Source organism: Aquitalea magnusonii (assembly GCF_003202035.1).
In the GTDB taxonomy this organism is placed as follows: Bacteria; Pseudomonadota; Gammaproteobacteria; order Burkholderiales; family Chromobacteriaceae; genus Aquitalea; species Aquitalea magnusonii.
Map to the genome: position 1 here is coordinate 152,401 of NZ_QJKC01000003.1, position 13,451 is coordinate 165,851.

11 protein-coding genes are annotated in these 13,451 nt (G+C 62.9%); all 11 read right to left on the reverse strand.

Annotation, left to right across the window (positions count from 1 at the left end; genetic code table 11):
• Positions 1-56 precede the first annotated feature (56 nt).
• Positions 57-1,241: a cell division protein FtsZ gene (ftsZ, locus tag DFR38_RS04355; protein ID WP_059285656.1), complete on the reverse strand. Its 1,185-nt coding sequence runs from the start codon at positions 1,239-1,241 to the stop codon at positions 57-59.
• 95 nt (positions 1,242-1,336) lie between these two features.
• Positions 1,337-2,548, reverse strand: a complete 1,212-nt coding sequence (gene ftsA, locus DFR38_RS04360) for a cell division protein FtsA (RefSeq protein WP_220272880.1) — start codon at positions 2,546-2,548, stop codon at positions 1,337-1,339.
• Positions 2,549-2,594: 46 nt separating this feature from the next.
• Complete coding sequence (locus tag DFR38_RS04365; protein WP_059285654.1) at positions 2,595-3,320, reverse strand: cell division protein FtsQ/DivIB; 726 nt, start codon at positions 3,318-3,320, stop codon at positions 2,595-2,597.
• On the reverse strand, positions 3,310-4,221 hold the full coding sequence (locus tag DFR38_RS04370) for a D-alanine--D-alanine ligase (RefSeq protein WP_059285653.1): 912 nt from the start codon (positions 4,219-4,221) through the stop codon (positions 3,310-3,312). The genes DFR38_RS04365 and DFR38_RS04370 overlap by 11 nt, the downstream gene beginning before the upstream one ends.
• A 53-nt stretch (positions 4,222-4,274) precedes the next feature.
• The gene (murC, locus tag DFR38_RS04375; RefSeq protein ID WP_059285652.1) at positions 4,275-5,669 is read right to left on the reverse strand and encodes a UDP-N-acetylmuramate--L-alanine ligase; all 1,395 of its coding nucleotides are present in this window, start codon (positions 5,667-5,669) and stop codon (positions 4,275-4,277) included.
• 39 nt (positions 5,670-5,708) lie between these two features.
• On the reverse strand, positions 5,709-6,797 hold the full coding sequence (gene murG / locus DFR38_RS04380; protein ID WP_059285670.1) for an undecaprenyldiphospho-muramoylpentapeptide beta-N-acetylglucosaminyltransferase: 1,089 nt from the start codon (positions 6,795-6,797) through the stop codon (positions 5,709-5,711).
• Between the two features lie 170 nt (positions 6,798-6,967).
• Positions 6,968-8,125 (reverse strand): putative lipid II flippase FtsW, encoded by a 1,158-nt coding sequence (ftsW, locus tag DFR38_RS04385; protein WP_110313051.1) that lies wholly within the window; start codon positions 8,123-8,125, stop codon positions 6,968-6,970.
• Positions 8,122-9,498, reverse strand: coding sequence for a UDP-N-acetylmuramoyl-L-alanine--D-glutamate ligase (murD, locus tag DFR38_RS04390; protein ID WP_110313052.1), 1,377 nt, complete (start codon positions 9,496-9,498; stop codon positions 8,122-8,124). The genes ftsW and murD overlap by 4 nt, the downstream gene beginning before the upstream one ends.
• 12 nt (positions 9,499-9,510) lie before the next feature.
• The gene (gene mraY / locus DFR38_RS04395) at positions 9,511-10,596 is read right to left on the reverse strand and encodes a phospho-N-acetylmuramoyl-pentapeptide-transferase (protein ID WP_059284704.1); all 1,086 of its coding nucleotides are present in this window, start codon (positions 10,594-10,596) and stop codon (positions 9,511-9,513) included.
• A gap of 1 nt (position 10,597) precedes the next feature.
• Complete coding sequence (locus DFR38_RS04400; protein WP_110313053.1) at positions 10,598-11,974, reverse strand: UDP-N-acetylmuramoyl-tripeptide--D-alanyl-D-alanine ligase; 1,377 nt, start codon at positions 11,972-11,974, stop codon at positions 10,598-10,600.
• The gene (locus DFR38_RS04405; RefSeq protein WP_110313054.1) at positions 11,971-13,449 is read right to left on the reverse strand and encodes a UDP-N-acetylmuramoyl-L-alanyl-D-glutamate--2,6-diaminopimelate ligase; all 1,479 of its coding nucleotides are present in this window, start codon (positions 13,447-13,449) and stop codon (positions 11,971-11,973) included. Before DFR38_RS04405 ends, DFR38_RS04400 begins: the two co-directional genes overlap by 4 nt.
• Positions 13,450-13,451 lie beyond the last annotated feature (2 nt).

Here is a 13,451-nt window from a genome sequence, read left to right on the forward strand (position 1 = left end):
ATTGATTGCTCGTCACACGTTAATAGTATTTAACTATTTATCCTGGCAGACCTTTCTTAATCTGCCTGCTTGCGCAGGAAGGCCGGAATATCGTAGCTGTCGCTCACTTCCGGGTTGGAGAAGTCGGTGGACGGCGCCGCACGGCGACGGCCCTGACGCATGATGGCCGGGGTATCGAAATCGTCGTAGTTGATGACCTCGACAGCACGGTCGTCGGTGCCGGTCTTGACGATCTTGATGTATTCCGGACGCTCTTCGCGTACCGGCTTTTGCTGGCCCAGGCCGGTGGCAATCAGGGTGACACGGATGGTGTCTTCCGGCATTTCTTCCACTTCGGCAGTACCGAACTTGATCTGGGCATCTTCGTCGGCGTACTGACGGATGATGCCCATGATTTCGCGGTATTCGCTCATCTTCAGGCAACCCGGTGCGGTGGAGATGTTCACCAGCACGCCGCGGGCACCTTCCAGGGTAATGTTGTCCAGCAGCGGGCTGGCCACGGCCTGCTCGGCGGCCACGCGGGCACGGTCGATACCCGATGCATAAGCCGAACCCATCATCGCCAGACCCATTTCGCACATCACGGTGCGTACATCGGCAAAGTCGACGTTGATCAGGCCGGGGCAGGTGATCACTTCGGCGATACCGGCTACCGCGCCCTTGAGCACGTCATCGGCGGCACGGAAGGCTTCGCGCATGGTGACATCGTCGCCCAGCACTTCCATCAGCTTTTCGTTGGGGATGACGATCAGCGAGTCGACATGCTTTTTCAGGTCTTCGATACCGCTCTGGGCCACTTTCAGGCGCTTGCCTTCGTGGTCGAACGGGCGGGTGACCACGCCTACGGTGAGGATGCCCAGTTCCTTGGCCACTTCGGCCACCACCGGGGCGGCACCGGTACCGGTACCACCGCCCATGCCGGCAGTCACGAACACCATATTGGCGCCGCGCAGGGCGTCGGCGATGCGTTCGCGGTCTTCCAGCGCGGCGCTGCGGCCCACTTCCGGGTTGGCACCGGCACCCAGACCACGGGTCAGGTTGTTGCCCAGTTGCAGTTTCTGCGGCGACTTGTTGCGCTGCAGGGATTGCGCATCGGTATTGGCGCAGATGAATTCCACACCATGCACATGACTGCTGATCATGTTGTCGATGGCATTGCAACCACCACCGCCTACGCCGATGACCTTGATCACGGCCGCATTGGCGGTCTCTTGCATGACTTCAAAAACCATTCCGCTCATTTGCCTCTCCTCAAGTTTAAGATGAGCTTGCATTTCCGATATTTACTGCTGCCCGATAAAACACGACAGCCCGGCGGCCACCCGGCCGCCCGGGCTTAAAAATTCCCGGCGAACCAGGCCTTCATGCGGCCGAACAGATGACCGACACCCGCGCTTTCCACTTTGGGGCCGCTATGGGTCTGGATCTGGTCCTTGCCGTACAACAACAGACCGACACCGGTGGAGAAGCGCGGGGTCTTCACCACTTCGGCCAGGCCGCCTACATACTTGGGCACGCCCACGCGCACCGGCATGTGGAACACCTCTTCGGCCAGTTCCACCATGCCCGGCATCAGGCTGGCGCCACCGGTCAGCACGATGCCGGAAGACAGCAAGTCCTCGAAGCCGCTGCGGCGCAGCTCCTGCTGTACCAGCTGGAAGAGTTCTTCCACCCGTGGTTCCACCACTTCGGCCAGGGTGGCGCGCGACATCTGGCGCGGACCGCGCTCGCCCACGCCCGGCACTTCGATCATCTGGCCCGGATCGGCCATGGTCACCAGTGCCACCGCGTGCTGGATCTTGATGTCTTCCGCTTCCTTGGTCGGGGTGCGCAGCGCCATGGCGATGTCGTTGGTGATCTGGTCACCGGCAATCGGAATCACCGCGGTATGGCGGATGGCACCGTTGGCATACACCGCGATGTCGGTGGTGCCGCCACCGATGTCGATCAGGCACACGCCCAGTTCCTTTTCGTCTTCCGACAGCACGGCAATGGCCGAGGCCATCGGCTGCAGCACCAGGTCGGACACTTCCAGCCCGCAGCGGCGCACGCACTTGGTGACGTTCTGCGCGGCAGACACCGCACCGCTGACGATGTGTACCTTGGCTTCCAGGCGCACGCCGCTCATGCCCAGCGGTTCGCGCACCCCTTCCTGGCCGTCGATGCTGTATTCCTGGGTGAGGATGTGCAGCACCTGGTGATCCGGCGGGATGGTGACGGCGCGGGCGGTTTCAATCACGCGCTCGATGTCCATCTGCATGACTTCGCGGTCCTTGATGGCCACCATGCCGTGCGAGTTGATGCTCTTGATGTGGCTGCCTGCAATGCCGGCAAACACCTCGTGAATCTTGCAGTCGGCCATCAGCTCGGCCTCCTCCAATGCACGCTGGATGGCCTGCACCGTGGATTCGATGTTCACCACCATGCCGCGCTTCAGACCGCGAGACGGGGTCTGGCCCATGCCGATGATGTTGAGCTGGCCGTCATCCAGGACCTCCGCGACAATCGCCACGATCTTGGATGTGCCGATGTCCAGGCCGACCAGCATGTTCTTGCTTTCCTTAGGTTTGCTCACCTGTCGCTCCAGCTTGGTATTACTTTTTCACTTGAGCCGGCGGCGCCTTGTAATCAGGCATCCGCACGGCAAATCCATTGGGGTAGCGCATGTCCACGTAATCGATGTGGTAGGGCAGCGCTGCCAGCTTGTCTTTCCAGTACTGGGCGAATCGCTCCACCCGCAAATCCACGTCGCCACGACCCAGGTCCAGCTTGATGTCGTTATCCAGCCCGACCTGCCAGGCACGGCGTGGCGACAGCCAGATGTCCTTGGGGGCCAGCCCCGTCGGTTTCAGGCCCTGGCGCAAACGCGCCAGCATGGCTGTCATGTCCTTTTCTGCGCCTGCCGGTCCGTAAAACACCGGCAGTTGCTGATCACTGGCGGCATCGAAGCGGTCGCCGTGGCTGTCCACCAGCCCGTTTTCGCCCCAGCGCGCCAGCGCCACATGTTCTTCCACTGCAATTTCCAGGGCATCCGGCCAGCGCCGCCGCACCTGGGCATCGCGCACCCAGGGCAGCTTGCCGAATGCGGCCCGCGTCTTGTCGATGTCCAGCGTGAAGAAAGTCCCGGTCAGCTCATGCTCGGCAATGAAGCGCAGCTGTTCCGGCGTCACCCTTTTCATCTGTCCCTGGATCTGGATCTTCTTCACCGGAAACACCGGCGCATGCGTCACCCAGAATCCACCTGCATACATCAGCATCAGCAGCGAGGCGCCCAGCAGGAAATTGGCCAGGCCTTTCAGCAGCTGATGGTTATCCCACATGCACCATATCCAGCACGTTCAGGCAGAGGTCCTCGTAGCTGATGCCCTGGGCGCGTGCCGCCATCGGCACCAGGCTGTGGCTGGTCATGCCCGGATTGGTATTCACTTCCAGCAGATAGATGCCACCATCCTCGTCCATCAGGAAATCCACCCGGCCCCAGCCCTGGCCGCCCAGCACACGGAAAGCCTGCAGGCACAGGGCGCGGGCGCGCTGTTCCACTTCTTCGCTCAGGCCGGACGGGCAGCGGTAGACCGTGTCGTCGCGGAAATACTTGGCCTGATAATCGTAATACTCGGTAGCCGGCTCGATCTTGATCGTGGGATAAGCCTGGCCATCTATCACCGCACAGGTGTATTCGCCACCACCGACAAAGCGCTCGGCCAATACCAGCGGGTCGTACTTGCGGGCTTCCTCAAACGCGGCTTGCAGTTCGCCCGGCTGTTTTACCTTGGTCACGCCAATGCTGGAGCCTTCGGTTGCCGGCTTCACGAACAGCGGCAGGCCCAGGCGTGCTTCCACGGCGGCAAAGTCGCTGTTTTCGTCCAGCAGTTCGAATTCCGGAATCGGCAGGCCGGCACCGCGCCACAACAGCTTGGTGCGCCATTTGTCCATGCAGATGGCCGAAGCCATCACACCACAGCCGGTATACGGAATACCCAGCGTTTCCAGCGCACCCTGCAAGGTACCGTCTTCACCAAACGGGCCGTGCAGGATGATGAACACGCGCTCGAAGCCTTCGTCCTTCAGCGCCGACAGCGGTTTGTCAGCCGGGTCGAAGGCGTGGGCATCCACGCCGCGCGAACGCAGCGCGTTCAACACGCCATTGCCGCTCATCAGCGAGATTTCCCGCTCGGCGGAGCTGCCGCCCATCATCACTGCCACTTTGCCGTACTGCTTCATTGCTCTTCCTTACTGGGAGGGTCTGTCCCCTCCCGCCAAAATTCGCCTGCTACTTACAGCTTGCCCGCCACCAGCTTGCCTGGCACCGCGCCAATGGAACCGGCACCCATGGTGATGACCACATCGCCGTCCCGCGCGATGTCCATGATGGTGCGCGGCATGTCGGCAATCTGCTCGACAAACAGCGGCTCCACCTTGCCGGACACGCGCACCGCACGCGCCAGGGCCCGGCCATCCGCCGCCACGATGGGGGTTTCGCCCGCGGCATAGACTTCGGACAGCAACAGCGCATCCACGCCGTTCAATACCTTGACGAAATCTTCGAACAGATCACGGGTGCGGCTGTAGCGGTGTGGCTGAAAGGCCAGTACCAGTCGCTTGTCCGGGAAGGCGCCACGCACCGCCGCCAGCGTGGCAGCCATTTCCACCGGGTGGTGGCCGTAATCGTCCACCAGGGTGAAGCTGCCCCCATCCGGCAGGGCCACTTCGCCATAACGCTGGAAGCGGCGGCCCACACCGGCAAACTCGGCCAGGCCGCGCTGGATGGAAGGGATGTCCGCGCCGCATTCCAGACCAATGGCAATGGCCGACAAGGCGTTCAGCACGTTGTGACGACCCGGCAGGTTGAGCACCACCGGGAAGCGCTGCTGGCTGCCATTGTTGACCACCACGTCGAAATGCATCTGGCCTGCGGCAGCCACCACGTTTTCGGCATAGATGTCGGCCGAATCGTCCAGGCCGTAGGTCGTCACCGGCTTGGTGATGCGGCTGCGGATTTCGCGCACGTTCGGGTCGTCCACACACAGCACGGCACGGCCATAAAACGGCAGGCGGTGCAGGAAATCGACGAAAGCCTGTTTGAGCTTGTCAAAGCTGTGGTCGTAGGTGTCCATGTGGTCGGCGTCGATATTGGTGATCACCGCCATCACCGGCGTCAGGTGCAGGAAAGACGCGTCCGATTCGTCGGCCTCGGCCACCAGGAATTCCCCGGAACCCAGCTTGGCGTTGGTCCCCGCGGCAGTCAGCTTGCCGCCGATCACGAAAGTGGGGTCCAGCCCGGCTGCCGCCAGCACCGAGGCCGTCAGGCTGGTGGTGGTGGTCTTGCCGTGGGTGCCGGCAATGGCGATGCCCTGCTTGAAGCGCATCAGCTCGGCCAGCATCATGGCGCGCGGGATCACCGGAATGCGGCGCTCACGGGCACACAGCACTTCCGGATTGTCCGCCTTCACCGCGGTGGAGGTCACCACCACATCGGCACCTTCCATATAGGTGGCGTCATGGCCAAAAAACACGCGTGCGCCCTGCGCCGCCAGGCGCTGGGTGGCGGCACCATCAGCCATGTCGGAACCGGACACGCTGTAACCGAGGTTCAGCAGAACCTCGGCGATGCCGCACATGCCGACACCACCGATGCCGACGAAGTGAATGTGTTTGACCCTGTGTTTCATGTTCTTTCTCGTTGCTTCCGGCCGCTTGTGGCTGCCGTATTACTGTTCGTCTGCCAGAGCGGCGCACACATCGGCCACCCGGGCGGCTGCGCCCGGTCTGGCCAATGCACGGGCGTGGCTGGCTAGTTCCAGCAGACGGGGCCGGTCAAGACCGGCCAGCACGTCTGCCAGCTTTTGTGCTGTCAGTTCGCTTTGCGGCAGATGAATCGCCGCGCCTGCTGCCGCCATCCACTTGGCGTTGTCGCGCTGATGCGCGGTGGTGGACACCACCAGCGGCACCAGAATGCTGGCCACACCAGCGGCGCAGAGCTCGCTTACCGTAATGGCCCCGGCGCGGCAGATGATCAGGTCGCAATCGGCCAGGCGGCTGGGCATGTCATCGATAAACGGCAACAGCGTCACCTCCTGTTCCAGCCCGGCGGCACGATAGGCGGCCTGCACCTCGGCAAAGTTGGCTTCGCCAGTCTGGTGGGTCAGCTGCGGCCGCTGTGCTGCCGGCAACTGCGCCATTGCCTGCGGCAGGGTCTGGTTCAGCACCCGCGCCCCCAGGCTGCCACCCACCACCAGTACCCGCAGCGGGCCACTACGGCCTGCCATGCGCTGTGCCGGAGCCGGCAGGGCTTCGATTTCCTGGCGTACCGGATTGCCGGTCACCAGCGCCTTGGGACTGCTCTTGGCGGCGCTGCCGTCAAAACCGCACACCAGCTTGCGGGCAAACGGCAGCAGTGCCTTGTTGCTCAGCAGCAGGCTGGCATCGGCATTCACCAGCACCAGCGGCTTCCACAACAGGCCGCTCATCACCCCGCCCGGCAGGCAGACATAGCCGCCCATGCCCAGCACCACGTCCGGACGGTGACGGAACAACAGCTGTGCCGACCGCACAAAGGCGCCGCACAGTTGCAGCACACCCTTGAGCGAACCCAGCAGGCCCTTGCCACGCACGCCATGAAAAGCCAGCCGCTCCAGCGGAATGCCGGTGGGCGGCACCAGCTTGTTTTCCATGCCGCGCTCGGTACCCAGCCACACCACTTTCCAGCCGCGCTGTTGCAGCTCTTTGGCCACGGCAAGGCCGGGGACAATGTGTCCACCCGTACCGGCTGCCATTACCATGACCGTTCTGTTCGTCATCTTCATCAAACCTTGTAGCCGCGCATGATGCGCTGATTTTTGCTTCGTCCTGCGCAGCTACACCTTGTAGCCGCCCTACTCTCGGGTTTTAGCTTCGGCCTTTGGCCTCTCAGAAACCGCCGCCACCGGGCTTGCGCCCTCACGCGCCAGTCGGCGCTTGTCCTGCGCGGCTACACCTTGTAACCGCGCATGATGCGGCGGTTTTCATAATCAACCCGCAGCAGTACGGCCATGGCTACCAGATTCATCAACATGGCCGAACCACCAAACGACATCAGCGGCAGGGTCAGGCCCTTGGTGGGCAACAGGCCCATGTTCACGCCGATGTTGAAAAACACCTGAATGCCCAGCCAGATGCCCATGCCCTGTGCCACCAGCGCCTGGAAGAAACGCTCCAGCTTTTTCGATTCCACGCCGATGTGAAACGCACGCCGTACAATCCAGGCATACAGGCCGATCACCACGCAGATGCCGACAAAGCCGAACTCTTCCGAAATCACCGCCATGATGAAGTCGGTGTGCGCCTCGGGCAGGTAGAACAGCTTTTCAATACTGGAGCCCAGCCCCACGCCATACCATTCGCCACGACCAATGGCGATCAGCGAGTGCGACAGCTGGTAGCCCTTGCCATACGGGTCATCCCACGGGTCCATGAAGCCCAGCACGCGCTTGAGCCGGTATGGCGAGGAAATGATCAGCAGCACGATGGCCACGGCCGCCATCACCGCCAGCCCGGAGAAGATGCGCATATTGATGCCGCCGAGGAACAACACGCCCATGGCAATGGACATCACCACCATCAGCGCGCCGAAGTCCGGTTCGCGCAGCAACAGGAAGGCCACGGCCACCATGGCGGCGAACATCGGCGCAAAGCCTTCTTTCAGGCTGTGCAGCTTGTGGGTCTTGCGCACGGTGTAGTCAGCGGCGTAGATCACCGTGGCGAACTTCATGATTTCCGACGGCTGCAGATTGAGCACAAACAGGTTGATCCAGCGGCGCGAACCGTTCACCACCCGGCCAATGCCGGGCACCAGCACCAGTACCAGCAACACGATGCCCAGCAGGAACAGCTTGCCAGCGTACTTTTGCCAGATACGGGTGGGCACCTGGAACAGGATGTAAGAGGCACAGAGGCCGATCACCATGAAGATGATGTGGCGGATCAGGTAGAAGTAGCGGTTTTGCGTGGCAGCATCGGCCTCGGCATAGGCAATCGACGCCGAATACACCATCACCAGACTGATGGACAGCAGCAGGGCCAGGGCCCAGGCCAATGCCTCGTCGAAGGGTTTGATGGCGGTGTAACGGCGCGCCGAGTGCACGATCATGGCTGCCCCTTTCCGGATACGGCCTTGATCTGTGCCACGGTGTCGATGAACACCTGGGCGCGATGGGCGTAGTTGCGGAACATGTCCAGGCTGGCACAGGCCGGCGACAGCAGCACCACATCGCCCGGCTGGGCCAGCCTGGCGGCAAGGCGGGTGGCCTCTTCCAGCGTGGCGCAGTCGTGCAGCGGCACGCCGCTATCCGCCAGCGCGGCGCGGATGCGGCCGGCATCGCGGCCAATCAGCAGCACAGCGCGGGCAATACGCTGGCAAGCCGGTGCCAGCGGGCTGAAATCCTGGCCCTTGCCATCGCCACCGGCAATCAGCACCACCTGGCGGGTCATGCCATTGAGGGCGGCCTCGGTGGCGCCGACATTAGTGCCCTTGGAATCGTCAATCCAGGCGATGCCGTCAAATTCGTCCACCAGCTCCACGCGGTGCGCCAGGCCCTGGAAGCTTTGCAAGCCTTGCAGCAGGGCGGTACGGTCCAGTCCGATGCTGTCGCACAAGGCCAGCGCCGCCAGTGCATTGGCGGCATTGTGCAGGCCTTGCAGTTGCAGGCTGGCTTGCGGCAACACGGCCTCGCCCTGCGCGCTCAGCCAGTATTGGCCGTCCTGCCGGGTGAGGCTGTATTCCACCGGCTGCTTGAGCGAGAACCACTTGACCTGATGGCCGGGGCGCACCATGGCCGGGGCCAGGATATCGTCGCGGTTCAGCACCTGCACACCCAGGCCATTGAATACGGCGGTCTTGGCGTGGGCGTAGTCCAGCAGGTCGTTGTAGCGGTCCAGGTGGTCTTCGGAAATATTCAGCACGGTGGCGGCATCGGCCGCGAGGCTGTACGTGGTTTCCAGCTGGAAGCTGGACAGTTCCAGCACCCATACGTCCGGCTGCTTGCCGGACTGTTCGCGTTCCAGCAGGGCTTCCAGTACCGCCAGGCCGATATTGCCGGCGACAATGGTATCCAGCCCGGCCTGCTGGCATATATGGCCCACCAGGCTGGTGACGGTGGTCTTGCCATTGGAACCAGTAATGGCAATCACCTTGCTGCCGCTGCCCTTGATGGCGCGGGCCAGCAGTTCCACATCGCCCACCACTTCGCCACCGGCGCGGCGGAAAGCATCCACGGCCGGGTTCTTCAACGGTACGCCGGGGCTGAGCACCAGCATGTCGACACCGGCAAAGGTGCTGGCATCGAATGCGCCGACGCGCAGTTCGGCATCCGGCACATGGCGCTGCAATTCGGCCACGCGCTCGGGCGCGGGCTTGCTATCGGCCACCACCACGCGTGCACCGTGGGCCGCCAGATAGCGCGCGGCAGCCAGCCCCGAGCCTCCCAGCCCCACTACCGCGATGTGTCGATCAGCAAAGTCCATGAGCCCTGTTCCTTAACGCAATTTCAACGATGCCAGGCCAGCCAGCACCAGCATCATGGTGACAATCCAGAAACGCACCACCACCTGGGTTTCCTTCCAGCCCTTCAATTCGTAGTGGTGATGCAGCGGTGCCATGCGGAACACGCGCTTGCCGGTGAGCTTGAACGAGGTCACCTGGATCATCACCGACAGCGCTTCCATCACGAACAGGCCGCCCATGATGAACAGCACGATTTCCTGACGCACGATCACCGCCACGGTGCCCAGTGCCGCGCCCAGTGCCAGTGCGCCGACATCGCCCATGAATACCTGGGCCGGATAGGCGTTGAACCACAAAAAGCCCAGACAGGCGCCGCAGATGGCGGCGCAGAACACCACCACCTCATGCGCGCCGGGAATGAAGGGCAGGCCCAGATAACGGGAAAACACCACGTGGCCAGCCACATAGGCAAAGATCGACAGGCCGGAGGCCACCATCACCACCGGCAGCGCCGCCAGACCATCCAGACCGTCGGTCAGGTTGACCGCATTGGAGGTACCGACGATCACCAGATAGGTCAGCACGCAAAAGCCCACCACGCCCAGCGGATAGGCCACGGTCTTGAAGAAGGGCACGATGAATTCGGTGGAGGCCGGCAGCTTGGCGGTGGCGATCAGGAAGATGCCCGCGGCAATGGCGATGGTGGATTGCCATACCATCTTGAATTTGGCCGACACCCCTTTCGGGTCCTTGTACACCACCTTGCGCCAGTCGTCGTAAAAGCCCAGCGCGCCGGTGCCCAGCATCACCGCCAGCAGCAGCCAGACGTATTTGTTGGACAGGTCAGCCCACAGCAGGGTGGTGATGGTGATGGACAGCAGGATCAGCGAACCGCCCATGGTCGGCGTACCGGCCTTGACCAGATGGCTTTGCGGGCCGTCGTTGCGCACCGCCTGGCCGACTTTCAGTTCGGTCAGCTTGCGGATGACCCACGGCCCCAGCAGCAGCGAGATGGTCAGCGAAGTCAGCGCTGCCATCACCGCCCGCAGGGTGACGTAGAACACAACGTTAAAGGTCCGGATATGAGAACCCAGCAATTCAGCTAGCCAGAGCAGCACCTTACACTCCCTCTTCTTGTTGTTTTGCGGTCGTCAGGTGTTCCACCACCCGTTCCATACGCATGAAGCGCGAACCCTTCACCAGCACTGAGGCTCCCGCTTGCAAATTGGCGCCCAGCCAGCTGGCCAGCGCCGTGAAATCATCAAAACTGTGTGCGCCCTCGCCATAGGCGGCCGCGGCGTGATGGCTGAGCTCGCCCAGCGTCACCAGTTGGGCAATGCCGCGCAGGCGGGCGTGTTCACCCACTTCGCGATGCAGTTGCACGGCCGACTCGCCCAGTTCGCCGATATCGCCCATGACAAAGCAGTGCGGTGCCGGCAGGCGGGCCAGTACATCGATGCCGGCTTTCATCGAATCCGGATTGGCGTTGTAGCTGTCGTCGATCACCACGCCACCATGCAGGCCGGTTTTCTGCTGCAGACGGCCCTTGGCATTGCCGAACACCGCCAGACCGGCAGCAATGGCCGCCAGCGGCACGTCCAGCGCCAGCGCCATGGCGGCGGCGGCCAGCGCATTGCGTACATTGTGTTCGCCCGGCGCCGGCAGGCTGATGGCTTGCTCACCCTGCGGGCAGCACAGGATGAACTGGCTATCCAGCGCCTGCAGGCTGATGTCGCGCGCACGGATGTCCGCTGGCTGTTGCAAGCCGAAGCTGCATTGCCGATGACTGCCGGCAGCGGCGCGGAACAGCGCAATATTGGCGTCGTCGGCATTGACGATGGCCACGCCATCCGCCTGCAGGCCGGAGAAGATTTCCGCCTTGGCGCGGGCCACATCGGTGGTATCGGCGAAATAACCGATATGCGCGCGCATGGCATTGTTGACCAGCGCCACTTGCGGCCGGGCCAGGCTGCTCAGATAAGTCAGCTCGCCGTGATGGTTCATGCCCATTTCCAGCACCGCATAGCGATGGGCGGGCTTCAGCCCCAGCAGGGTGAGCGGCAGGCCGATGTCGTTATTGAAGTTGCCGGCAGTGGCATGCACGGCGGCATCTCCGGCATGGGCCTTGAGAATGGCGGTGAGCATTTCCTTGACCGTGGTCTTGCCATTGGAGCCGGTGATGCCCACCCGCACGGCAGGCAGGGCGGCAGCCCAGCCGGCAGCCAGCCGGCCCAGCGCCAGCCGGGTGTCGTCCACCTTGATCAGGCTGGCAGCTTCCAGTGCAAAACTTTCGTCTACCAGCGCAGCAAGCGCACCGCGCGCCAGTACATCGGCTACGAAATCGTGGGCATCGAAGCGCTCGCCCTTGAGCGCGACAAACAGGTCGCCCGGCTGCACGGCGCGGCTGTCGGTGACCACGCGGGCCAGACGCGCCGATCCGTCGCCACCCACCAGGATGCCGCCAGCCAGTTGCGCCGCCTGTTGCAGGGTCATCATGCCTGGTCTCCCCAGGCCGTCAGCGCTTCTTCGGCGATGCGGAAATCGGAGAAGGGGTGCTTGACCCCGGCGATGTCCTGGTATTCCTCATGGCCCTTGCCGGCAATCAGCACGATGTCGCCGGCCTGGGCGCGGCTGACTGCCCAGTGAATGGCGGCAGCGCGGTCCAGCTCGACATGGCCCGGATGGCTCATGCCCGCCAGAATGTGGTCGATGATGGTTTGCGGGTTTTCGGTACGCGGATTGTCGCTGGTCACCACCGCCACATCGGCGATGCGCTCGGCGATTTCGCCCATCATCGGGCGCTTGCCCGGATCGCGGTCGCCACCGCAACCGAACACGCAATACAGCTTGCTGCCTGCCGGACGGATGTCGGCCAGTGTGGCCAGTGCCTTTTCCAGCGCATCAGGGGTATGGGCGTAATCAATCACCACCAGTGGTTCGTGACTGCCACCAATGCTTTGCATACGGCCACGCGCCGGCTGGATGCGTGCCATCACGGCGGCGGCATCAGTCAGGCTGATGCCGTTGACACACAGGGTAGCGAGACACGCCAGCAGGTTGCTGGCATTGAAGCGGCCCACCAGGCCGGTGCGTACTTCCACCTCACCCCAGGGTGTGGTCACCTGCAACTGCAGGCCGTCCAGATTGGCCGTCAGGCTGAGCGGGCGCACATCGCCCTGGGTCAGGCCGTAGCTGACTACCTGCGTCTGTCTGGCATCAATCTCCTGTACCAGCTGGCGGCCAAACGGGTCGTCCACATTGATGACGGCGTGCTTGAGGCCCTCCCAGTGGAACAGCTTGGCCTTGGCCGCGCCGTAGGCTTCCATGCTGCCGTGGTAGTCCAGATGATCGCGGGTCAGGTTGGTGAATACTGCGGTGGCAAAACTCACACCGTTCACCCGTGCCTGATCCAGGCCATGGCTGGATACCTCCATGGTCACCACATGCGCGCCCTGACGACGGTATTCGGCCAGCTTTTGCTGCACGGTGACCGGGTCCGGTGTGGTGTGCGTTGTTTGGGTCAGTTCGCCATAAAAACCGTTACCGACGGTGCCGATCAAGGCGGCTTTCTGGCCCAGCAAGGAAAACGCCTGCGCCAGCCAGTGGGAAATGGAAGTCTTGCCATTGGTGCCGGTAATGCCGATCACCGTCATCGCCTGGCTGGGCTGGCCATAAACATGTGCGGCCACCATGCCGGCGCGTTCGCGCAGGGCGGGGACAGGCAGGTTGGGGATTTGCCAGTCCGGATTCCAGCTGAATCCGTCGGCGGCATCCCACAGCACGGCAGCCGCACCTTTTTCCAGTGCAGCAGCAATGAAGTCGCGGCCATCGGTGTATTCACCGCGGCAGGCCAGGAAGACATCGCCGGGCAATACACGGCGGCTGTCCGCTTCCACCCGTTTGATGGGGAAGCCCAGCTGGTTCAGTTGTGCCGGATCCCAGTCCGGCAAGCTTGTCAGGCGACTTTTCATGT

What these genes read in the sequence shown, in the direction of transcription:
- ftsZ (WP_059285656.1), bottom strand. Translation starts at nt 1,241, where the DNA reads ATGAGCGGAATGGTTTTTGAAGTCATGCAAGAGACCGCCAATGCGGCC.
- ftsA (WP_220272880.1), bottom strand. Translation starts at nt 2,548, where the DNA reads ATGCTGGTCGGCCTGGACATCGGCACATCCAAGATCGTGGCGATTGTC.
- DFR38_RS04365 (WP_059285654.1), bottom strand. Translation starts at nt 3,320, where the DNA reads ATGTGGGATAACCATCAGCTGCTGAAAGGCCTGGCCAATTTCCTGCTG.
- DFR38_RS04370 (WP_059285653.1), bottom strand. Translation starts at nt 4,221, where the DNA reads ATGAAGCAGTACGGCAAAGTGGCAGTGATGATGGGCGGCAGCTCCGCC.
- murC (WP_059285652.1), bottom strand. Translation starts at nt 5,669, where the DNA reads ATGAAACACAGGGTCAAACACATTCACTTCGTCGGCATCGGTGGTGTC.
- murG (WP_059285670.1), bottom strand. Translation starts at nt 6,797, where the DNA reads ATGACGAACAGAACGGTCATGGTAATGGCAGCCGGTACGGGTGGACAC.
- ftsW (WP_110313051.1), bottom strand. Translation starts at nt 8,125, where the DNA reads ATGATCGTGCACTCGGCGCGCCGTTACACCGCCATCAAACCCTTCGAC.
- murD (WP_110313052.1), bottom strand. Translation starts at nt 9,498, where the DNA reads ATGGACTTTGCTGATCGACACATCGCGGTAGTGGGGCTGGGAGGCTCG.
- DFR38_RS04400 (WP_110313053.1), bottom strand. Translation starts at nt 11,974, where the DNA reads ATGATGACCCTGCAACAGGCGGCGCAACTGGCTGGCGGCATCCTGGTG.
- DFR38_RS04405 (WP_110313054.1), bottom strand. Translation starts at nt 13,449, where the DNA reads ATGAAAAGTCGCCTGACAAGCTTGCCGGACTGGGATCCGGCACAACTG.